The sequence below is a fragment of the Sulfurimonas sp. genome (assembly GCF_047622445.1).
Taxonomy (GTDB): Bacteria; Campylobacterota; Campylobacteria; order Campylobacterales; family Sulfurimonadaceae; genus Sulfurimonas.
Map to the genome: position 1 here is coordinate 1 of NZ_JBLHOE010000020.1, position 22257 is coordinate 22257.

The window sequence follows — 22257 nt, forward strand, 5'->3', positions numbered from 1 at the left end:
CCAGTTTCATGAGCATTATGAAGCATTACAACAAACTCTTCTCCACCATAACGAATAGCAAGATCAGCTTCACGGATATTATCTTTTAAAAGTTTTCCAATCTCCACAATGACCTTATCTCCTATATCATGGCCATAAGTGTCATTTACCATTTTAAAGAAGTCAACATCAAGCATCATAACACTATATGTTTCATTTTCCCTTTGCACTTGGCTCATTACTTTGTCGATGAATTCCTCTAAAAATCTTCTATTGTATAGTCCTGTCATTCCATCTCTTAAAGAAGTATCTCGAAGTTTGTCCATTAGAATTCGGCTTTCGACAACGGGTTTTGCTGCTTCAAAGTAGTTTTTAATACTCGAGGCTTTCATATTTATTTCATTGAGTGCTTCTTCAGATTTTGCACTAAGAGATATCACAAGTCCAATATCCTTGTTTATGCTAAAAGGTATACACATATATTTCACTTCTTCACTACAGCATGATTCACATAAATTAGGAAACTCAGTTGAAATCACATCAGTTTTTGTCCTATGTGCACGACAATTTATAGAGTCTTTATCAGCTATATCTAAACAAATACTTTTACCAGATGTAATATATACTAAATGTCTTGTTTCTTTTATATTATTTACCTCATAGAGTGCAAAATGTTCTAGTTTATATTTATTTTGAAGTACTTCAATAAGTCTACTATAAACTTTATCTTTGGATATATCAAGTTCTATAGTTTTTTTGAATTTATAAATATCTGAAAGCTCATTTATAATTGATTTTGCTTCATGTAATGGGTCATTATTTACTATGTTGTTATTAGGGATAAATGTAGCAAGGGTAAATTTAATATCACCAAAAGCTTCTTGCATTTTTCCAAATAAACTATTCATCTGCGCTACTAACTCTTTGGCTTCCCCTGTTACAGTATAAGAGTTAAATTTATGTGTAAAGTCTCCACGATAAGCTTTAGTTACACCTTTTTGCATATTTGAGAATAATTTTGTGTACGGAGATACATATTTATTGATAAGAATAAGAACAATTATTGTAAAGATAAGGTTTATACCTAAAATTTTGATGAGAGTAATCATACCGTCAGTTCTCATATCACTAATGTCAAACTCCATACTAATAGCACCAAGGACATGATTACTTTGTACATTATGACAATTAAGACAATTAGCACCTTCTCTATTTTGGTTTGCTTTATAAGGAATAGTGACTCGTAGAAGTATGTCATTTGTATGTTCAACGATTTCTTGTATCATTTTTCCAGTGTTTAAAACCTTTTCATCTATGGCATCACGTACTGTTTCATTATTAAATCCAGCTCCATATTGATCAATTACACTTTGTGAACGAACTAGCCAAAGTGATTTTATTTCATCATTCCTTGAGATTTGATCGAGGAAATAGAGCCTTTTATCCATAGTACCATTGACCATGTGTGCAGTTAAACCATCTTCAATAATATTAGCCGTCATTTGAGATTTTTCAATAGCATTTTTAATACTGTAATCTCTAAAGTTTAGTGCTACATTAATAATGGTAGCTAGACCTAGGGTAAAAAGCATAGCAGTAACTATGAATAAAATTTTTGTTTTTGATTGCATCAAGTTCACTTTAATATAAAATTTAATTTAATTATAGCCTGCTAAAATAAAAATAAGGTTTGTTTAATATAATATTTTAAGAATGAGTAAATAAGTAATCAATATTTTAATTATGTTAGCTAGAATATTTAAGAGTTATAAGTATCTATTTACTATGAATAGGGTGCTTTTTATTCTACTGTTACAGATTTAGCAAGATTTCTTGGCATATCAACATCATTTCCAAGTCTTACAGAGATTTCTAAAGAAAGAAGTTGTACAACAACCATCATTTCGAAAAATTCTAACATATAGTCTTGACATTCATTAATTTGAATAAAGTCATCTGCTTTATCAAACTCTAAAGCGGAGATGGCACAGATAGTACTGTCTCTTGCACTAAGCTCTTCCACATTACTTTTTGACTTTTCATATAGTAGATGCTGCGGAAGTAGGGCAATTGTAAAGAGCTCGGGATCAGCTAACGCGATAGGACCATGTTTCATTTCACCACTTGGATAGCCTTCTGCATGAAGATATGAAATCTCTTTTAATTTTAAAGCACCTTCAAGAGCAAGAGGGAAAAATACATCACGTCCTATGAAGAAAAAACCATGACCATGAAGGTATCTCTTAGACAATCTTTTGATTCTTTCATGCATTTTATCTGTAACCTTTACGCTAGCTGGAACTTCGCGAAGAAGATGAATTTGTTTTGCTAACTCTTTAGAATCCATAGAATTATTCAATCTTGCTACATAAAGACTTAACATCCAAAAAACAGTTACTTGTGTTGCAAATGCTTTCGTTGATGCTACTCCTTTTTCTATCCCTGCTCGAGTTAAGATACAAGCATCAGCTAGTCTAACCATGGAAGAGTTATCTACATTACAAATAACTAAAGTTTTAAGTCCAGCTTTTTTTGCCATTTTTAAAGTCTCTAGTGTGTCAGCTGTTTCACCACTTTGTGAGATAACTACAAAAAGTGTATCTTTAGACATTAATGGCTCTCGGTATCTAAATTCACTCGCAATTTCTACTGAACATCTAATCTTCGCATATCTTTCAAACATATAAGAAGCACTTAGCGCGGAGTGATAAGATGTTCCACAGGCACAAAGTTTAATCTCATTAATCCCGTTGAAAAGTTTAGGGTCTAGTTCATTAAACGTAATTTCATCAACACCAAGTCTTCCTATAAGAGTATCAGCAATAACATCACTTTGTTCATAAATCTCTTTTTCCATAAAGAACCGATAGCCATCTTTTTGTGCGGATAATCTGTTCGTGGATATTTTAGAAAAGCTAGGTTCAGTTTTTTTCCCATCTTGTGCAAAAATTACAATTTCATTCTTAGAGACATAACCGTAGTCTCCATCTTCAAAGTAGTTTACTTCACGTGCATGACCGATAAGGGGAGTATCTGAAGATGCAAAATATTTTTCATTTTCAGCGTTAACTCCGACAAGCATAGGTGAACCATGTTTTGCGAAAAAAATCTTTTCGTCTTCCCCTGTTGTGACGAGTAAAATTGCATAGGCACCTTGAAGTTGTGCGATAGTTCTCTCAAATGCTTCAAATGCATTTTCTACAGTTTTTAGGTTTTTTTCAAATTGGTGAACTATAACTTCTGTGTCAGTTTGACTTAAAAATTTTACTCCATCAGCTTCAAGAGAATTTTTGAGTGCAACATAGTTCTCAATAATACCGTTATGAACAACATAAGAACTTTCGCCTAAATGTGGATGTGCATTTAATTCAGTTGGTTTTCCATGTGTCGCCCAACGAGTATGACCAATACCTATAGCAAAACCATCCGTGAAAAAGTCTTTCGTTTTTTCTTCAAGATTAACAAGCTTACCAACAGCTTTATAGTTGGAAAAATTATTATCTTGTAAAACAGCGATACCTGCAGAATCATAGCCTCTATACTCAAGTTCTTTCAATCCATCGAGAAGTATCTCTTTTGTATTTTTACTACCTAAGTATCCAACAATTCCGCACATTCAGTGTCCTTATTAATTAATAACTCATAAATTTTGTCAACATTATTACATATTTCTTTTTGTTTTTCCATTAAGAAGCTATCTCTCACTCTATATTTTGAAGAGTGGATTTTTGCTGTAATTATATTGATGCCAAGTTCTTCAAACACACTCATTACAAAGGCAAGTAAACCTCTCTGGTTTGTAGTATTAATAGCAACTTCAGCATGAGTAAGTGAATGATCACGATCAATAGTAATGCATTCCCTTTTTAAATGGATATCTTGTAGTTTTACTTTCCGAGTCATATCAAAAGCATTTTCTATTACTTGCTCAAGTTCAATAAGCTCGTCTATATCTATATTATTCTGGAATTCTATTTTGAAGTATTTGATATCATTAAATAAGGTAAATATTTCCATGCTTCCAACATCAAGATGAGAAAGTGTAGCTAAAAGGTACCCAATATTAAGTGGAATTTTTCTATAGATTTCAATTGAAAGTGCTTTTTCATGCTTAATATTAAAAGTATAGTTTTTAGTGTCTTTGGCAATTTTAGCGATTTCTATTATATCTATAGGGGTATGCTTGAAAAAGAAGAGATTAGACTCAATAGTTAAAATTTTCTTTTTTATAATAGTAGACAATTTTTTAAATTCTAAATTATTTTTAAGTTTTTTTTCTATATTTAATCGTTTTTTTGCATCTGTAATTCTATCTGAGTTTTCAGACACTTCAAGGGCACTCTTATACAAATCAAATAATAATTTAGAATTAAATCCATTATATGTATCGCCTGAAACACCATTGATATCGGCATATGTATGAATATAAAGGAGTCGTAGGTTTTTTGCATCTCCAACTTTTGACATGAATTTGTAAAGTGTTTTTTCATTGTGTATATTTTCTTTAAAGGCTACAGAGCTCATTAAAATATGATGTTTAATTAATACTACAGCTCTTTTAATTAACTCTTCATTGATACCTAGTTTTCTAGTAAAAGGTACTATAAGCTTAGCGCCAACCTCACTGTGATCCTGTTTACGACCCTTTCCTGTATCATGAAATAAAGTCACAATTTTGAGAAGAAGTTTCTCATCAGTATCTAAAGAGTTATGTAGTTCTTTTATAAAAGGATCTTTAATATTTTCTAGAGCCTCCACACACTTTATAGAATGTATATCTACTGGATATGTGTGAAATCCATCAAATTGTGGTAGGTGAAGTACTTTTCTGAAGTTTGAAAAAAGCTCATGCAAAATACCCGCATCGTAAAAGAGTTTGAGAAAACAATACATATTGTCTTTCCTTAATAATTCTTTTAATAAATGATATGTTTTTCCACTGAGGGGATGCTTAATCGCTGTATATGTAAATTGATTTAAAAAGCCAGCATCAAACTTATAATTGAGGTCGGGTAACTGAATTAAAATTTCTAAAAGAGAGTTGACAGGAAGTGGTTTGAGATTGTAAGAAGCATATAATCTATCATCAAGAGCATATATCCCTTTTGTAATTCTTGATTTTCTAAACTTACTTACATAGGACTTATCTGCAATATATGGACGTATCATTTTTTTTACAAAAATTTGTGTAAAGTTATTTATACGCCACTGTGCCTGTAGTACTTTTGTAGCCATCTTTCTTGGATCCTTAAACCCTAGCATTGAAGTGACTTGAGGCATATACTCTAATAAAAGTTTATCTTCTTGTTTTCCAACAATAAGGTGAAGTGCAGAACGCACGCGAAATAGAAATTCTAATGCTACTCTATATTCTTTATATTCTTGTTCAGTCATTAATTCGCCAGTTAAGTCTTTTAATGTCTTAATTCCATACATAGTTTGTGCTATCCAAACAATGAGTTGTGAGTCACGAAGACCACCAACCCCTTCTTTGATGTTAGGTTGCATAGAAGTTGGGTATTTTTTTCTTCTAGTTTGGGCTTCTTCGACCTTAGCTAAGATGAATTCTTTTTGATTGTGAAGACGAATTTTTTGAAGTTGGTTTTGTATATCGTGCCAAGTAAATGGTGAACCAGTGATAAGTCTTGATTCCATTAAAGAAGTTTTAATCGTGATGTCTTCATTACTAGCAATAAAGAGATCACTTGTTTCATGTACTCGATGTCCAAGTTTTAATCCAGCATCAAGGGCGAGATAAAAAAACCTTTCTATGATAACTTCGCTATTGTATCCATCAATTTTTTTATATGCAATGAGTAAATCAATGTCACTATGTACACAAAGTTGCTCTCTTCCATAGCTTCCAAGTGCAACTATTGCAATTGGAATAGAGCCTCGCATAGGTAAATAGTTTCCAAAAACTCGTCTTAGAGTTGTTTTATACATTAAGTCAATGATTGAGTCTAGTTTTTTTGTATGTTTAACTAGAAAATCTTTTCCTTGAGAACTTTCAAAAAGTGTAGGTAAAGAACTTTTATATTCATTTATATAGGCTTTAAAGAGTTTAGAAAGTTCAAAATCTGAACCATTTTCTTCGATTATTTCTTCTATCTGTAACTTGATATCCACTTAAATTCCTAATTTATTTTTTACATTATATTATACTAATCTAAATTCGATACAATCTTTTACTTATTTTTAGGAGAAACATTGTGACAATTACTAAGCGTGTTACTTTCATTGCCAAAGAGGGTAGTGAAAATAAAATGAAAGAACTTCTATCTGCTATGGTAGCACCAAGCAAGATAGAAGATGGCTGTATATTTTATGAAATTTTTCAATATGAAGAAAACCGTAGAAAATTTATGGCATATGAAAGTTGGAGAGATGAAGCAGCTTTAGATGGACATAAAGCATCTGCCCATTACGCTGTGTATAAATCTTCATTTGAGCCGTATTGCGAAAAAAAGTATAGTGATGAGTTAGAGGTTTTAAGTTAATCTATCTTAGGTTAACCTTTTTAAGAAATGCGAAAAGTAGTTTTTACTTTTCAAACTAGATTATGCGAATAATCTGATAATAATTCAAGGAATAGAATGTATTTATTTACAAGTGAAGTAGTAGCTCCAGGACACCCAGATAAATGTGCGGATATTATTGCAGATAGTATTGTTGATGCTTTAATAATAGCAGATTCACAATCACGTGTGGCAAGTGAAGTTTTTGTCGCAGGTAATCATGTGATAATTGGTGGGGAAGTAACATCTAAAGCAAATCTTTCAGACGAAGACTATGAGCAAATTGTTAAAAATGCTCTTATTGGAATCGGTTATGATGGTAAGAGTAGCTTTACAAAAGAGCAGTGCTTATATCCAGAAGAAGTAAAGGTACAAGTTTTACTTAATCGCCAATCTCCAGATATTAACCAAGGTGTTGATCAAGAAGATGGTGAAACTGGTGCTGGTGATCAAGGGATCATGTTTGGATACGCTTCAAGCGAAACAGCTGATTTTATGCCAGCGGCTATTACATACGCTCGTATATTGAGTGATAAAGTATATCACTATGCACTCAAGCATAATCATAAACTTGGTGTTGATATTAAAACGCAGGTTACACTTGACTATGGAAATAAAGAAAATTTTGAAAACTGTGAGCCTCAGTCAATTCACACGATTGTTGTATCTGCTCCTTCAAATGAAAACATGGATATTACTGAAGTAAGAGCTTTACTTCAAGGTCTTATAGATGATGCTGGTCTTCCAACAGAATTATATGATCCTAAAAAAACAATAGTTCACCTCAACCCAACTGGAAGATATGTAAGTCATTCTCCTCTTCATGATTCTGGTTTAACAGGTAGAAAACTTATTGTTGATAGTTTTGGTGGGTATGCGCCTATCGGTGGGGGAGCACAATCTTCTAAAGATTACACTAAAGTTGACCGTTCTGGACTTTATGCAGGTAGATGGATAGCTAAACATGTTGTTGCTGCTGGACTTGCGAAAAAGTGTTCTGTACAACTTTCTTACGCCATCGGTGTAGCAAAACCAACGTCTGTTTCAGTAGATACATATGGAACGATGATTGATGGCATTGATGATGATAAATTATCTACTTTTGTAGCTGAGAGTTTTTCTTTAACTCCAAACTGGATTACAAAGAAATTTGGACTGGATAAACCAAGTGCTGAGACTTTCCTTTATGCTGACGTAGCCGCTCGTGGTCAAGTTGGTCAGAGTGATTACCCTTGGGAAAAACTGGATGCTTTAGAAATTTTCGAGAAACTAAAATAATATGGAAAACTTATGGTCTGATGAAGAATCTAAGAACTATATAACTGACTTAGAGATGAGAGTTTATACTTCTAACTTACTTGGTAGAAGTGATGAACTTGTTCTTCATGGTGGTGGAAATACTTCTGTAAAAACTGTTGTTGATGGTGAAGATATACTTTTAGTGAAAGGCTCTGGTTGGGATTTAGTTTCGATCAAGGCTGAAGGCTTCGCACCTGTAAAAATGAAAACACTTTTAGAGATGGCTGAGCTCAAAGAGCTTAGTGATTCAGATATGGTAAGTGGACAAAAAGCTGCGATGATTGATAGATCAGCACCAAATCCTTCTGTTGAAGCAATACTTCATGCAATCATTCCTTTTAAAGTAGTAGATCATACACATGCTGATGCAATTGTGACAATGTCTAATTCTATGACTGGTAAAGAAAACATTAAAAACACATTTCCTAACTTTTTGATAGTTCCCTACATCATGCCTGGATTTATTCTAGCATCTAAGATTAATGAAATGTTAAAAGACTTGGACTGGAATACATGTGAAGGGATTATTTTACATAATCATGGCATCTTTACTTTTGATGATGATGCGAAGAAGTCATATGACAAAATGATAGAAGCTGTTAGTAAAGCGGAAATCTTTTTAGAAGAGAATGCAGAAGTAGACATTGAAGTAAAGAAACCAAAAGATTTTAATGTTGAAAGTTTACGAAAAATAAGTGATTTTATGAAGGTAAACCGTTCTCCTTTGGCAGTTCATTATGCTTCACAACCTAATCTATCGCAATTTGCTACACGTGGTGTACTTACTCCTGAGCATATTATACGAACAAAAAGAATACCTATGATTTTAGAAGATACAGATGTAGATTCTGCTCTTGAAATTTTTAAAATTGAGTATGAAAACTATTTTAGACAATTTAGAAAAAAAGAGATTATGCTTGAAGCAAAACCTAAATATGCTGTGATTAAAGATTTTGGAATTGTAAGTTTTGGTAGTTCTCAAAAAGAAGTCGATGTGATAAATGACATTGTAACCCATACAATGCAGTCTGTACTTGAAGCAGATAAACTTGGTGGCTATAAATCAATTAGTCATAAAGATAGTTTTGAGATGGAATACTGGGAACTAGAACAAGCAAAGTTAAAGAAATAAATATGAAATACTTAATGGCTATTGATGCGGGAACTGGAAGTGTTCGAGCAGTTATATTTGACACTCAGGGTAATCAGATCTCAATGTCTCAGCAAGAGTGGACACATCTCGAAGAAGATGGTGTGCCAAACTCTATGAGTTTTGACTTTAATAAAAACTGGCCTATAGTATGTGAATGTATACATAACTCATTGGAAGAAGCAAAACTTAGCGGTGAAAATATTGTAGCCCTGAGTGCTACTAGTATGCGTGAAGGGATTGTTCTTTATGATGCAGACGGCAAAGAACTTTGGGCTGTGGCAAATGTAGATGCGAGAGCAGAGAAAGAAGTAAAGTATCTAAAAGAGAATTTTGATGGACTAGAAGAGGAATTTTATGCCTCTTCTGGACAAACTTTTGCTTTAGGTGCCTTACCTAGAATTATGTGGCTCAAAAACAATAAACCTGAGCTATACGAGAAAGTGGAAAATATCTCTATGATTGGGGATTGGATACTAGCAAAGCTTAGTGGAGTAATTGCAACTGATCCAAGTAATGGTGGAACAACTGGAATTTTTTCACTCAAAAACCGTGACTGGGTTCAGGAAATGGCTACTAAAGTAGCAATTAAAGATGATATTTTTCCACCATGTTATGAAGTTGGAACAATTATTGGAAATGTAACTGAAAGTGCTTCTAAAGAAACAGGACTATCATCAACTACAAAAGTAGTTATGGGTGGTGGAGATGTACAACTAGGTTCGGCTGGTTTAGGAATTGTTGAAAATTCTCAAGCAGCAATTTTAGGTGGTTCATTTTGGCAACAAATAGTAAACATTCCAAGTGATGTAAAACCTCCAAAAGATATGGGAATTCGAGTAAATCCTCATGTTGTAGCTGGACTTTCTCAAGCTGAGGGAATTACTTTTTTTAGCGGTTTAGTTATGCGATGGTTTCGTGATGCATTTTGTGATTTAGAGAAACTAGAAGCTAAAGATTTGAATATAGATGTGTATACTTTACTTGAGCAAAAAGCGAAGAATGTACCGGTAGGTTCTTATGGAATTCTACCAATTTTTTCAGATGTTATGAAATATGGAAAATGGTATCATGCCGCACCGAGTTTTTTAAATCTATCTATTGATTCTGGAGTATGCAATAAAGCTTCAATGTTTAAATCTTTGCAAGAAAATGCGTGTATTGTTTCTGCAATAAATTTAGAGAAAATAAAAGAGTTTACAGGTGTTGAGATTGAGACACTAGTTTTTGCAGGTGGAGCTTCTAAAGGTAAACTTTGGTCACAAACTTTAGCAGATGTAACTGGATGTAGAGTTAAAATCCCCAAAGTAACAGAAGCCACTGCCCTTGGTGGTGCAATAGCAGCTGGAGTAGGGGCTGGAATTTACTCATCTCTTACTCAAGCTTCAAAAGAATTAGTTGTATGGGATAAAGAATATATACCCAATATGCAAAATCATGAACTCTATGGTAAAATAAAAGAAAAATGGCTTCAGGCGTATGAGGCACAATTAAAATTAGTTGATGATAATATAACAACTTCAATGTGGAAAGCACCAGGATTATAAAGATGAATGTAAGAGATAAAATAATAGCAGGCGAACGTATAGATTTTGATGAGGCATTAAGTCTTTATGAGATGGATTTCTTTGAGTTAGGAGAGTTAGCAAATTCTATACGAGAAAAAAAACATGGCAAAAAAACTTACTTTAATATAAATCGTCATATCAATCCAACAAATATTTGTGCAGATGTATGTAAGTTTTGTGCCTATGCAGCCAATAGAAAAAATCCAAATCCATATACAATGACACATGATGAAATTATGAAAACGGTTGAAGATGTAGAGTCACGTGGAGTAAAAGAGGTTCATATTGTTTCTGCACATAATCCGGATACCGGACTTGATTGGTATTTAGAGATATTTAAAAAGATTAAAGAAAAATTTCCACAGATGCATGTAAAAGCCCTCACTGCAGCTGAAGTTGATTTCTTAGCACGCCATTATGACAAAAGCTATGATGAAATTATTGACCTAATGGTTGCAAATGGTGTTGACTCTATGCCAGGTGGTGGAGCAGAGATTTTTGATGAAGAAGTTCGTGATTACATTTGTAAAGGTAAAGTGACTTCTGAGCAATGGTTAGACATTCATCAAAAATGGCATGAGCGTGGAAAACAGTCTAATGTTACTATGCTTTTTGGTCATGTAGAAAAACGTGAACACAGAATTGATCATATGATGCGTATCCGTGAACTTCAAGATAAAACAGGTGGTTTTAATGCTTTTATTCCTCTTGTGTATCAAACTGAAAATAATTATCTAAAAATTGAGGCACCAATAACTGCAAATGAGATTCTAAAGACTATGTCAATTGCAAGGATAGTACTAGATAACGTTCCACATTTAAAAGCGTACTGGGTTACTTCGACAGTAAACTTAGCTTTAGTTCTTCAAGAATTTGGTGCGAACGATATGGATGGAACAATAGAAAAAGAGTCTATTAATTCAGCGGCAGGAGCGAAAAGTGCAAATGGTGTTGATTTAGAAGAATTTGTGGGATTGATTAAGAATTCTGGTTTTACTCCAGTTGAGAGAGACAGTGTTTATAACGAAATAAAAGTCTGGTAGAAAAGAGTGAATATATCGGTTGTAATCCCAACATATAACCGATATGAGTTTTTAAAAAGAGCATTAGAGTCAGTTTTTTCTCAAACTTACCTCCCCAAAGAAGTTATCATTGTCGATGATGGCTCAACCGATAATACTTCAGACATACAAAAAAACTTTCCAAATATAATTTATATTTATCAAAAAAATAGAGGGGTGTCTTCTGCAAGAAATGTAGGAATAAAAAATGCAAAATTTGAATGGATTACATTTCTAGATTCAGATGATACTTGGGACGAAAGAAAACTTGAAAAACAGCGAGTGTTTCATCAAGATAATCCAAGTGTATTAATGAGTTATACAGATGAAAAGTGGATTAGAAATGATGTAGAAGTAAAAATTCCTAAAAAATTTAAAAAGCATGGTGGAGCTATTTTTGATAAATGTTTATCTCATTGTATAATTGCGCCATCAGCGAGTATACTTCACCATAGTTTATTCGAAAGAAAAGGCTTGTTTGATGAATCTTTAGAAGTGTGTGAAGATTATGATTTATGGCTGCGAATAGCGTTTGATAATGAAATAGGGCTAATAGATGAAAAATTAATTACTAAATATGCAGGGCACGAAAATCAACTGAGTTTTAAACACTGGGGCATGGATAGGTTTCGAGTAAAGTCTTTGGAGAAATTCATGCATACAAATAAAAATGAGATAGTAAAAGATATGTTACATCAAAAATACAAGCTCCTTTTAAAAGGTGCTATAAAATATGATAAAATATCAGATATTAAAGAGTATGAAGGAAGAATAAAACTCTATGAATAATCTAACATTAGAAACAAAACAAACAATACTTTATATTTTAATAGCATTCACTTTTTCTGTTTTAATGCGGATGATTTGGATATATCAGTTTCAAGATCTAGAAGCTTTTAAATATGCCGGTCAGTTTATGATAAATACGAATGATGGATATTTTTGGGCAGAAGGTGCACGAGATATATTAAGCGGAACTTCTCAAGATAATGACTTATCTCCAATTACCTGGGCTCCATCACAACTTACAGCTTTTCTTGCTTTTATATTGCCGTTTTCTTTTGAGAGCATCATTCTTTATATGCCAGTATTTTTAAGCTCCTTAGTAGTAATTCCAATAATTTTAATAGCTAGAGATTTGAAAAACTTAGATATGGGATTGATAGCTGCACTCTTAGCTTCAATAGCATGGAGTTATTACAATCGTACGATGGTTGGATATTATGATACAGACATGCTAAATATTGTTCTTCCCATGTTTTTACTTTGGGCTATTATTTGGGCAATTGATACAAATGAAGATAGGTATTTACTTATTGCTGCAGTAGATATTTTAGTATATAGGTGGTGGTATCCCCAAAGTTACTCCTTAGAATTCTCATTTTTTGGACTTATTTTGTTCTATACCTTAGTTTTTGATAGAAAAAATCTTTACAATTATAAACTTTTGGCAATTATGATGTTAGCAATGCTCAATATTGATGGACTAATTAGACTTCCGTTACTTTTAACTGCTTTTTATATCTTTAAAAAAGAAAATTTTCAAAAATTTATATATCCTATATTAGGAATATCTATCGTTTTATTTTTTGTGTCTGGTGGTTTTGACCCTATATGGTTAAGACTAAAAATATATATATTTGCAGGGGAAACAATTGTCAATGAAACAGGTTTAAATTTACATTTTTTTGCTGTTATGCAAACTGTTCGTGAAGCTGGAAAAATTCCGTTTGAGACTTTTGCAAATCGTATAAGTGGGCATACTATTACATTTATTTTATCATTTATTGGTTATTTATTTTTAGTCTATAGGCATAAGATAATGTTATTGTCACTTCCAATGATTGGGCTTGGTTTCTTAGCAAGTTTAGGTGGTCTAAGATTTACTATTTATGCAGTTCCTATTTTAGCTTTTGGTATTGCTTTTTTAATCACTGAAATTACGGCTTATATAACAGATAAGAAAAGTGTGAGGTATTTATCATATGTTGTTTTAACTTTAGCAATACTCTTTCCTAATTATCAACATATAGATGAATATAAGGTACCGACTGTAATGAATTCTGATGAAGTCGCAACACTTGATGTATTAAAATCAAAAGCTAATAGAGAAGACTATGTTATTTCTTGGTGGGATTATGGTTATCCAATTCGCTATTATTCAGATGTTAAAACTTTAGGTGATGGGGCAAAACATAGTGGAAGTGTAAACTTCCCTCTTAGTTTTATGTTGACTTCACCAGCTGAAGAATCAGCAAAAATGGCAAGACTTGATGTTGAATTTACAGAAAAAGCATTCGCAATAGCGAAAAAGAATCAAGATTTAAATGAATCAGACAGAGTAAAGCTTTTTACAAATATAGAAGAAATGACTAAGCAATATGGTTTTACTGATACCAATGATTTTTTATTGTCTCTTGGAACGGATATAGAGTTACCTAAAAAAACACGAGATATATATTTTTATCTTCCCTTTAAGATGTTAAGTATTTATCCAACAATAAATATGTTTTCAAACATGGACTTGATGACAGGGGAAAAGTATAAGTCGCCAACTTTTTTTATTAGTAGAAACTTTAAAGAGACGCAAAGTGATATTAAACTCTCTGGAAATATATCTTTAAATAAATCAAATTTAAGTTTAGATATCAATGGTAAGAAAGTTACAATAAGAAGGTTGGTAACAACTAAGTATTTAGGAAATCAAGAATTTAAGAAAGAGGTAAAATATGTTGATTTTTCTTCAAATTTAAGTCTTATATATATGTCAGCGTATAAGACATTTGTTTTAGTAGATGAAAAGACATATAACTCTTTGTATATTCAATTGTTTGTACTAGAAGAATACGATAAAACACTTTTTGAAAAGGTTATAGCGAATCCTCATTCAAAAATATACAAGTTAAAAATTTAGTTAGCTATGAGACTATTGCTTTTTATGGTTATATTTTTTACTTTAGAAGCTAAAGAACCAGACTTACTACTCTTAGATAAGTATACTCAGGATATGAATATTACTACTTGGTATATGAGTGAAAAGCTTGATGGGGTACGTGGGTATTGGGATGGAGAAAAATTAATATCTCGCTCTGGTAGAGTTTTTGCAGTTCCTAGTTTTTTTATTAAAGATTTTCCAAAGCATGAACTCGATGGTGAACTATGGACTAAAAGAAACGACTTCTCAAATATTGTCTCGATTGTTAATAAAAAAATTGCACATGAAAGATGGAATACATTAACCTACAATGTTTTTGAAGTTCCAAATACAAAAGGTAATTTAATTCAAAGACTTCAAAAAGTAAAAGATACGAAGTATATTAAACTCATTAAGCAAGTTAAAATAAAAAGTAAAGAACATCTTGAGAATTTTTTAAAAACTATTGAAAAAAAAAGTGGAGAAGGTTTAGTGGTTCGGGATGGAAATTTAAAATATTATACGGGTCGAACTAAAAAGGCTTTAAAAGTTAAAAGCTTTATAGATACAGAATGTGAAGTAGTTGGCTACAATAAAGGTCAAGGAAAGTATGTAGATATAGTAGGTTCACTTTCTTGTAGGATGGAGAATAGAAAAATTATAAAAATAGGTAGTGGATTAAATATTCAAGAAAGAAGAGACCCTCCAAAAATAGGTGCTATAATAACATTTAAGTATTATGGATTAACATCAAAAGGAAATCCAAGGTTTCCGGTATTTCTAAAAATTAGAGAATAAGAGAGAATTTTAATGAATTATGAACATAACTTTAACCCAACTATATCTGATCATGATATCTTCCGAGAGATGTTGGAAGAAAAAAAGTATATAGGCTATTATAATCTTGTAAACAATGATACAAGTAGTTATATTGAGTATGCTAAAACTGTTAAGCAAACAAATATAGTAGTGATAGGGATAGGTGGAAGTACACTTGGCACCTATGCAATATATAAATTTTTAAAACATTCAAAAAACTTAGATAAACAACTTTTTTTCCTCGAAACTACAGATCCAATAGATATTAAATCTAAAATAGAAAATATCGATTTAGAAGATACTTTGTTTATCGTGATCTCCAAATCTGGGACTACGATTGAAACAGTATCAATATTTAAGTATATAAATTCACTTGTTACATGTAATAAAAATAATACAGTAGTAATTACAGAGCATGATTCTAAATTAAGTACGTATGCTAAAACGAATGAGATGAAAACTTTTGAAATACCAAAAAATGTAGGGGGTAGATTTTCTGTTTTTAGCGCTGTAGGTTTGTTGCCACTTGCAGTTGTTGGTATAGATATAGATGAGTTACTTGGTGGTGCTAGAGATATATACGATTCTTTTTTTAACAATAAGGAAGCCTATCACAGGCTTATGAAAAAAGCAAGATTTTTTACTGAGTATAAAAATAGTTTTAATATTAACGTTATTTTTTCTTATTCATCTAGACTTGAAGGATTTAATAAGTGGTATATTCAACTTTGGGGTGAAAGCTTAGGAAAGGTTGACATAAATAGTACAAGACAAGGTCTAACACCCATCGGTATTATAGGACCAATTGATCAACATTCTTTTTTACAACTTATAGTTGAAGGTAAGAGAGATAAAACTGTAACAGTTATTAAAGTTGAAGATTTTGACAATGACTTGAAAATTCCATCAATAAAACTAGATGGACTTGAGGAACTTGATTATATAGATGGGATAGAATTTTCATCACTTATAAATAAGCAAGCAGATGCGACAATAGAATCGATAAATAACTTAAATGATATTCCATGTGATGTAATGACAATAGATGGAGTCTCTGAAAGGTCAATAGCTGGATTAATGTATGAGTATGAGATTTTAACATCTCTATGTGCAAAATTTATGTATATAAATGCTTATGACCAGCCAGGTGTTGAAAGTGGGAAGATTATTTTGAAAGATAAGTTGAAAAAATCAAAATAAAGGCAGAATAAATGAAAGGCATAATCCTAGCTGGAGGAAGCGGTACAAGACTCTACCCAATCACGAAAGGTGTCTCTAAACAACTGGTTCCAATCTACGATAAACCTATGATTTATTATCCACTGTCAGTTTTAATGCTAGCAGGAATTACAGAAGTACTTGTTATCTCAACTCCAAATGATTTAGTAAGATTTGAAGAGCTCTTAGGCGATGGTTCAGATATCGGTATGAACTTTTCTTATGTAGTACAACCATCTCCAGATGGTCTTGCACAAGCTTTTATATTAGGTGAAGAGTTTATAGGAAATGATGATGTATGTTTAGTACTCGGAGATAATATTTTCTATGGCAATGGCCTTACTAATCTTTTAGCACAAAGTGTTAAGAATGCAAAGTCTGAGAATAAAGCTACAGTATTTGGTTACTACGTAAAAGATCCAGAGAGATATGGTGTAGCTGAGTTTAATGATAATGGTGAAGTGACATCTTTAGAAGAGAAGCCAACTGAGCCTAAATCTAACTATGCAGTAATAGGTTTATACTTCTACCCTAACGATGTAGTGAAAAAAGCTAAACTAGTAGAACCAAGTGATAGAGGAGAGTTAGAAATAACCACTCTCAATCAGGATTACTTAAATGAGCAAAGATTAAAAGTTGAACTTATGGGTCGTGGTTATGCCTGGCTAGATACTGGAACACATGAGAGTTTACTTGAAGCTAGTCTTTTTATCCAAACTATTGAGAATCGTCAATCTTTAAAGGTTGCATGTCTCGAAGAGATAGCATTTGAGATGGGATATATCTCTAAAGAGAAACTTCTAGAACTCGCTCAGCCATTAAAGAAAAACCAATATGGTCAATACCTTATCCGTAGAGCTGAGCAGGGTAAGATATAGTGAATTTTATAAAAACTGAGATACCAGGTGTTGTAATCATAGAACCACAAGTTCATGGAGATAGCAGAGGATACTTTATAGAAACTTTCCGTGCAGATGAACTAGAAGAGTTTCTTGGATTTAGAATCGACTTCTGCCAAGACAATGAATCTAAAAGTTCTAAAGGTGTTTTAAGAGGTCTTCATTACCAATTAGCACCTGATGCCCAAACTAAACTAGTAAGAGTGATTGAGGGAAGTGTATTGGATGTAGCTGTCGATATAAGGCGTAATAGTCCTACATTTGGTAAACATGTGGCAGTAAAACTTACAGCAGAAAATAAAAAACAAATGCTTGTTCCTCGTGGATTTGCTCATGGATTTATAGTTCTAGAAGATAACACTACCTTTGCTTATAAAGTAGATAGTTACTATTCACCAGAGAATGATAGAGGGATAGCTTTTGATGATGAAGTACTTGGCATTGACTGGATACTAGAACATTCAGAGATTAACTTATCTGCTAAAGATACTACCCAACCTAAACTCTCAGAGACTAAAGATATATTTGAATATGGTGTGAACTACTATGAATAATATCTTAGTAACTGGAAGTAATGGTCAACTAGGTTCAGAGATAAGAAAATTATCTAGTAACTACGACTATACTTTTTTCTTTACAGATAGAAATTCTTTAGATATTACTTATGAAGAAGATATTAAAGAGTTTATCCAAACAAATAATATAAACACTATCATAAATTGTGCAGCATATACAGCTGTAGACAAAGTAGAGTCAGATGAAGTGAACGCAGACAAAATCAATCACTTAGCTGTAAAGTCTTTAGCTATCATTTCTAAAGAAAAGAATATCAAACTCATACATGTATCAACTGATTATGTATTTGATGGAAAGAACTATAAGCCATATAATGAAGCAGATGAAACAAACCCTAACGGAGTATATGGAAAAACTAAATTAGATGGTGAAGTAGCCATGCAAAAAGTAAATCTAACAAATTCTATCATTATTAGAACATCATGGGTATATAGTAGTTTTGGAGCTAACTTTGTAAAGACTATGATTAGACTCGGTCGAGAAAGAGATTCACTCGGTGTAATATTTGATCAAGTGGGAACTCCTACATATGCTAGAGATTTAGCAAAAGCTATCTTAGATATAATGCCAAATATAAAAAATGAAAAAGTTGAAATTTACAACTACTCAAACGAAGGTGTACTTTCTTGGTATGACTTTGCAAAAGAGATTATGACTATGGCTAAAATTGATTGCATAGTTAATCCGATAGAAACTAAAGAGTACCCTACACCTGCAAGCAGACCTCACTATAGCTTACTAAACAAATCGAAAATAAAAGAAGAATTTAATATAATTATTCCATATTACAAAGATAGTTTAGATGAATGTCTACGAAGAATGGGAGAAAGAAAATAATGAGTAAAAAGAATATCCTATTAACAGGAACAGCAGGCTTTATAGGTTCAAACTTTGTACCTTACTTTATAGATAAGTACCCAGAGTATAATCTAATAAACCTAGACCTGCTTACATATGCAGGTAACTTAGATAACCTTAAAGAGTGTGAAGGTAACCCTAGATATAAATTTATCAAAGGAGATATTTGTAATCGTGAACTTGTAGAGTTTATATTTACTGAGTACGATATACAAGGTGTTGTTCACTTTGCAGCAGAATCTCATGTTGATAACTCTATAAAGAATCCTGGTGTATTTATAGAGACGAATGTAAATGGTACTTTTACTCTTATCGATGTAGCTCAAAAGTATTGGATGCAAAAACCATTTACATATAAAGAAAACTACAAAGGATGTAGATTTCACCATATCTCAACTGATGAAGTATATGGAACACTCAATGAAACAGATCTCTTTACAGAAGAAACACCGTATGCTCCTAATTCGCCTTACTCAGCTTCTAAAGCATCTTCTGACATGATAGTACGTTCATACCAAGAAACATATGGGATGAATACAGTCATAACTAACTGCTCAAATAACTATGGTCCTAAACAACACAATGAAAAGCTCATTCCTACTATTATCAGAAAAGCATTAGCTGGAGAGTCTATCCCTATCTATGGAGATGGTAAAAATATTAGAGATTGGTTGTATGTACTAGATCACTGTAAAGGTATAGATTTAGTATATCATTCTGGGAAAGAGGCTAATGTTTATAACATCGGTGGAAGAAATGAGAGGAGTAATCTTCAAATTGTTGATACAATATGTACTATACTAGATTCTAAGGTACCAAAAACAAATAGTTATAAAGAACTCATAACTTTCGTAGAAGATAGAGCAGGACATGATAGACGTTATGCTATTGATGCTACTAAGCTTGAGAGAGAACTTGGTTGGAAAGCTGATGAAGACTTTGAGAGTGGAATTGTTATTACTGTTGAGTGGTATTTAAACTTATTTCAGGTTTCGGATACAAATAAGTTGGAAAATACCTCGATTGAAAGATGTCATTTGAGTTAATGAAAAAATTACAATGAGGATTGAATGAAAAAAGTATTAATAGTATTTGGCACTCGCCCAGAAGCAATAAAAATGGCTCCTCTTGTAAAAGAATTTTTGAAATATACAAATGATTTTGAAACAAAAGTTTGTGTCACTGCACAGCATCGAGAAATGCTTGATCAAGTGCTGGATATGTTTGAAATAAAACCTGATTATGATTTAGATATTATGAAGCCAGGTCAAGATTTATATGATGTAACTTCAAATGTACTGCTTGGAATCAAAGACGTGTTCTCTGAATTTAATCCTGATATTGTCCTTGTTCATGGTGACACTACAACTTCGAGTGTAACATCTTTGGCTGCATTTTACCAAAAAATAAAAATTGGACATGTGGAAGCGGGTCTGCGTACTCATGACATTTATAGTCCTTGGCCAGAAGAGGCAAACAGACAAATCACTGGAGTATTGGCAAGCTATCATTTTGCCCCAACAACTACAAGCAGAGATAATTTACTCAGAGAAAATAAAAGTGAAGCAAATATCTTAGTAACTGGAAATACAGTTATTGATTCACTTTTTTTGACATTGGAAAAGATAGAACAAAATCAAGAACTAAAAACAAAAATAGAATCGTATTTTAATAATCTAAAATTAAACATTGATAATTCAAAATTAATACTTGTGACCGGACATAGAAGAGAAAACTTTGGCCAAGGTTTTATTAATATTTGTGAAGCTTTAAAAGATATAGCAATAAATAATCCTGATGTAGAGATAGTGTATCCCGTGCATTTAAACCCAAATGTACAAAAACCAGTAAAAGAGTTACTCTCAGATGTTGAAAATATTTATCTAATAGAAGCACTTCAATATGAAACATTTTTATACTTGATGAACAAATCATATTTTATCATCACAGATAGCGGTGGAGTGCAAGAAGAAGCTCCATCTTTAGGTAAACCTGTACTTGTTATGAGAGATACTACCGAACGACCAGAAGCTCTTGTTGCAAGAACAGTAAAACTTGTAGGGACAGATAAAGAAAAAATCATCAAAGAATCTCAGCTTTTACTAGATTCAGATGAAGAGTACTCAAAGATGAGTAGGGCATATAATCCTTACGGAGATGGCAAAGCCTGTTCAAGAATTGTGAATTTTATTAAGGAAAAAGTTTAAATGAAGAAAAAAGTATGTGTCATAGGTTTAGGCTATATAGGACTTCCTACATCTGCTTTACTCGCAAGCAGAGGATATGATGTACACGGTGTAGATGTGCTTCAAAGTACGGTAGATATTATAAATCAAGGAAAAATTCATATAGTAGAACCTGACTTACATGCTTTTGTGTATGCTGCTGTAAATAGCAGTAAACTAAAGGCTGATATAAAACCAACGGAAGCAGATATATTTGTTCTAGCAGTTCCTACTCCATTTCATGAAGGGTTTATACCAAATATAGATTATGTACTATCTGCTACAAAATCCATTGCTCCATATGTGAAAGAAGGAAATATAGTTATACTAGAATCTACGTCTCCAGTAGGTACAACAGATAGAGTAGAAGAAGTGTTAAGAGAAAATGGCATCGATACTTCTACTATATTTATCGCTCATTGCCCTGAGAGAGTGCTCCCTGGTCAGATTATGAGAGAATTAGTAGAAAACGATCGTATAGTTGGTGGAATTACACCAGAAGCAACTAAGCAAACGGCAGAGTTCTATAGAGAATTTGTAAACGGTGAAGTATTTGAAACCGATGCTAAAACAGCGGAGATGGCAAAGCTTACAGAAAATAGTTTTCGTGATACTAACATAGCATTTGCAAATGAGCTTAGTATGCTTTGTGATAAGTTTGGCATAAATGTATGGGAACTTATAAAACTAGCAAATAGACATCCAAGAGTGAACATACTTAAACCAGGTGCTGGAGTTGGTGGACACTGTATAGCAGTTGATCCATGGTTTATAGTGCATGCTGGTGGAGAGACTGCTAAGATGATACGAACAGCGAGAGAAGTAAACAACTATAAAGCAGAGTGGGTAATAGAAAAAATAAAAAATGCGGCACTAGTTTATGAGAATAAAAATGGACGAAAAGCAAAAATTGCTTGTATGGGTCTAGCATTTAAACCAGATATAGATGACCTAAGAGAATCTCCAGCCTTATATATAGTTAGAAGATTGAAAGCAGATGGATTAGATATAGTAGTCGTTGAACCAAATATAAAGAGTCATAAAGAGTTTGTTATAGTTGAGTACAAAGAAATGATAAAAACTGCTGATATTGTTACTTTTTTAGTTGCGCATAAAGAGTTTAAAAAACTTGATATTAAGAGTGAACTAGATTTTTGTGGAGTTTTAAATTAA

At 32.5% G+C, this 22257-nt stretch carries 18 protein-coding genes; 15 read left to right on the forward strand and 3 right to left on the reverse strand.

Translation table 11 applies throughout. The features are described 5' to 3' along the window. The 3 genes from ACI9TV_RS06185 to ACI9TV_RS06195 all read right to left on the reverse strand — a co-directional run. Positions 1 to 1610, reverse strand: a 1610-nt coding sequence (locus tag ACI9TV_RS06185; RefSeq protein WP_415249897.1) for a GGDEF domain-containing protein, incomplete at its 3' end; no start/stop codon positions are given. Between the two features lie 170 nt (positions 1611 to 1780). Then, positions 1781 to 3595: a glutamine--fructose-6-phosphate transaminase (isomerizing) gene (gene glmS / locus ACI9TV_RS06190; RefSeq protein ID WP_415249898.1), complete on the reverse strand. Its 1815-nt coding sequence runs from the start codon at positions 3593 to 3595 to the stop codon at positions 1781 to 1783. Then, positions 3571 to 6108: an HD domain-containing protein gene (locus ACI9TV_RS06195; protein ID WP_415249899.1), complete on the reverse strand. Its 2538-nt coding sequence runs from the start codon at positions 6106 to 6108 to the stop codon at positions 3571 to 3573. Before ACI9TV_RS06195 ends, glmS begins: the two co-directional genes overlap by 25 nt. 83 nt (positions 6109 to 6191) lie before the next feature. Between ACI9TV_RS06195 and ACI9TV_RS06200 the strand changes: the two genes are divergently transcribed. From ACI9TV_RS06200 to wecC, 15 genes are all read left to right on the forward strand, one after another. Further along, complete coding sequence (locus ACI9TV_RS06200; RefSeq protein ID WP_415249900.1) at positions 6192 to 6479, forward strand: putative quinol monooxygenase; 288 nt, start codon at positions 6192 to 6194, stop codon at positions 6477 to 6479. 96 nt (positions 6480 to 6575) lie between these two features. Further along, positions 6576 to 7775 (forward strand): methionine adenosyltransferase, encoded by a 1200-nt coding sequence (metK, locus tag ACI9TV_RS06205; protein WP_415249901.1) that lies wholly within the window; start codon positions 6576 to 6578, stop codon positions 7773 to 7775. 1 nt (position 7776) lies between these two features. Then, positions 7777 to 8928 (forward strand): class II aldolase/adducin family protein, encoded by a 1152-nt coding sequence (locus tag ACI9TV_RS06210; protein ID WP_415249902.1) that lies wholly within the window; start codon positions 7777 to 7779, stop codon positions 8926 to 8928. A gap of 2 nt (positions 8929 to 8930) precedes the next feature. After that, complete coding sequence (gene lsrK, locus ACI9TV_RS06215) at positions 8931 to 10493, forward strand: autoinducer-2 kinase (protein WP_415249903.1); 1563 nt, start codon at positions 8931 to 8933, stop codon at positions 10491 to 10493. A 2-nt stretch (positions 10494 to 10495) separates the two neighbouring features. Beyond that, the gene (gene mqnE, locus ACI9TV_RS06220) at positions 10496 to 11557 is read left to right on the forward strand and encodes an aminofutalosine synthase MqnE (protein WP_415249904.1); all 1062 of its coding nucleotides are present in this window, start codon (positions 10496 to 10498) and stop codon (positions 11555 to 11557) included. Between the two features lie 6 nt (positions 11558 to 11563). Further along, on the forward strand, positions 11564 to 12364 hold the full coding sequence (locus ACI9TV_RS06225; RefSeq protein ID WP_415249905.1) for a glycosyltransferase: 801 nt from the start codon (positions 11564 to 11566) through the stop codon (positions 12362 to 12364). Next, positions 12357 to 14489, forward strand: a complete 2133-nt coding sequence (locus ACI9TV_RS06230; protein WP_415249906.1) for an STT3 domain-containing protein — start codon at positions 12357 to 12359, stop codon at positions 14487 to 14489. The genes ACI9TV_RS06225 and ACI9TV_RS06230 overlap by 8 nt, the downstream gene beginning before the upstream one ends. A 6-nt stretch (positions 14490 to 14495) precedes the next feature. After that, positions 14496 to 15287 (forward strand): DNA ligase, encoded by a 792-nt coding sequence (locus ACI9TV_RS06235; protein ID WP_415249907.1) that lies wholly within the window; start codon positions 14496 to 14498, stop codon positions 15285 to 15287. A gap of 12 nt (positions 15288 to 15299) precedes the next feature. After that, positions 15300 to 16508: a glucose-6-phosphate isomerase gene (locus ACI9TV_RS06240; protein ID WP_415249908.1), complete on the forward strand. Its 1209-nt coding sequence runs from the start codon at positions 15300 to 15302 to the stop codon at positions 16506 to 16508. 11 nt (positions 16509 to 16519) lie between these two features. Then, entirely contained in the window at positions 16520 to 17404 is an 885-nt protein-coding gene (gene rfbA / locus ACI9TV_RS06245) for a glucose-1-phosphate thymidylyltransferase RfbA (protein ID WP_415249909.1), read from the forward strand. Then, positions 17404 to 17979: a dTDP-4-dehydrorhamnose 3,5-epimerase gene (gene rfbC / locus ACI9TV_RS06250; RefSeq protein ID WP_415249910.1), complete on the forward strand. Its 576-nt coding sequence runs from the start codon at positions 17404 to 17406 to the stop codon at positions 17977 to 17979. The genes rfbA and rfbC overlap by 1 nt, the downstream gene beginning before the upstream one ends. Then, positions 17972 to 18838: a dTDP-4-dehydrorhamnose reductase gene (rfbD, locus tag ACI9TV_RS06255; protein ID WP_415249911.1), complete on the forward strand. Its 867-nt coding sequence runs from the start codon at positions 17972 to 17974 to the stop codon at positions 18836 to 18838. Before rfbC ends, rfbD begins: the two co-directional genes overlap by 8 nt. Beyond that, positions 18838 to 19905 (forward strand): dTDP-glucose 4,6-dehydratase, encoded by a 1068-nt coding sequence (gene rfbB / locus ACI9TV_RS06260; RefSeq protein ID WP_415249912.1) that lies wholly within the window; start codon positions 18838 to 18840, stop codon positions 19903 to 19905. The genes rfbD and rfbB overlap by 1 nt, the downstream gene beginning before the upstream one ends. Positions 19906 to 19929: 24 nt before the next feature. Then, entirely contained in the window at positions 19930 to 21066 is a 1137-nt protein-coding gene (gene wecB / locus ACI9TV_RS06265) for a non-hydrolyzing UDP-N-acetylglucosamine 2-epimerase (protein ID WP_415249913.1), read from the forward strand. After that, positions 21067 to 22257 (forward strand): UDP-N-acetyl-D-mannosamine dehydrogenase, encoded by a 1191-nt coding sequence (gene wecC, locus ACI9TV_RS06270; RefSeq protein WP_415249914.1) that lies wholly within the window; start codon positions 21067 to 21069, stop codon positions 22255 to 22257.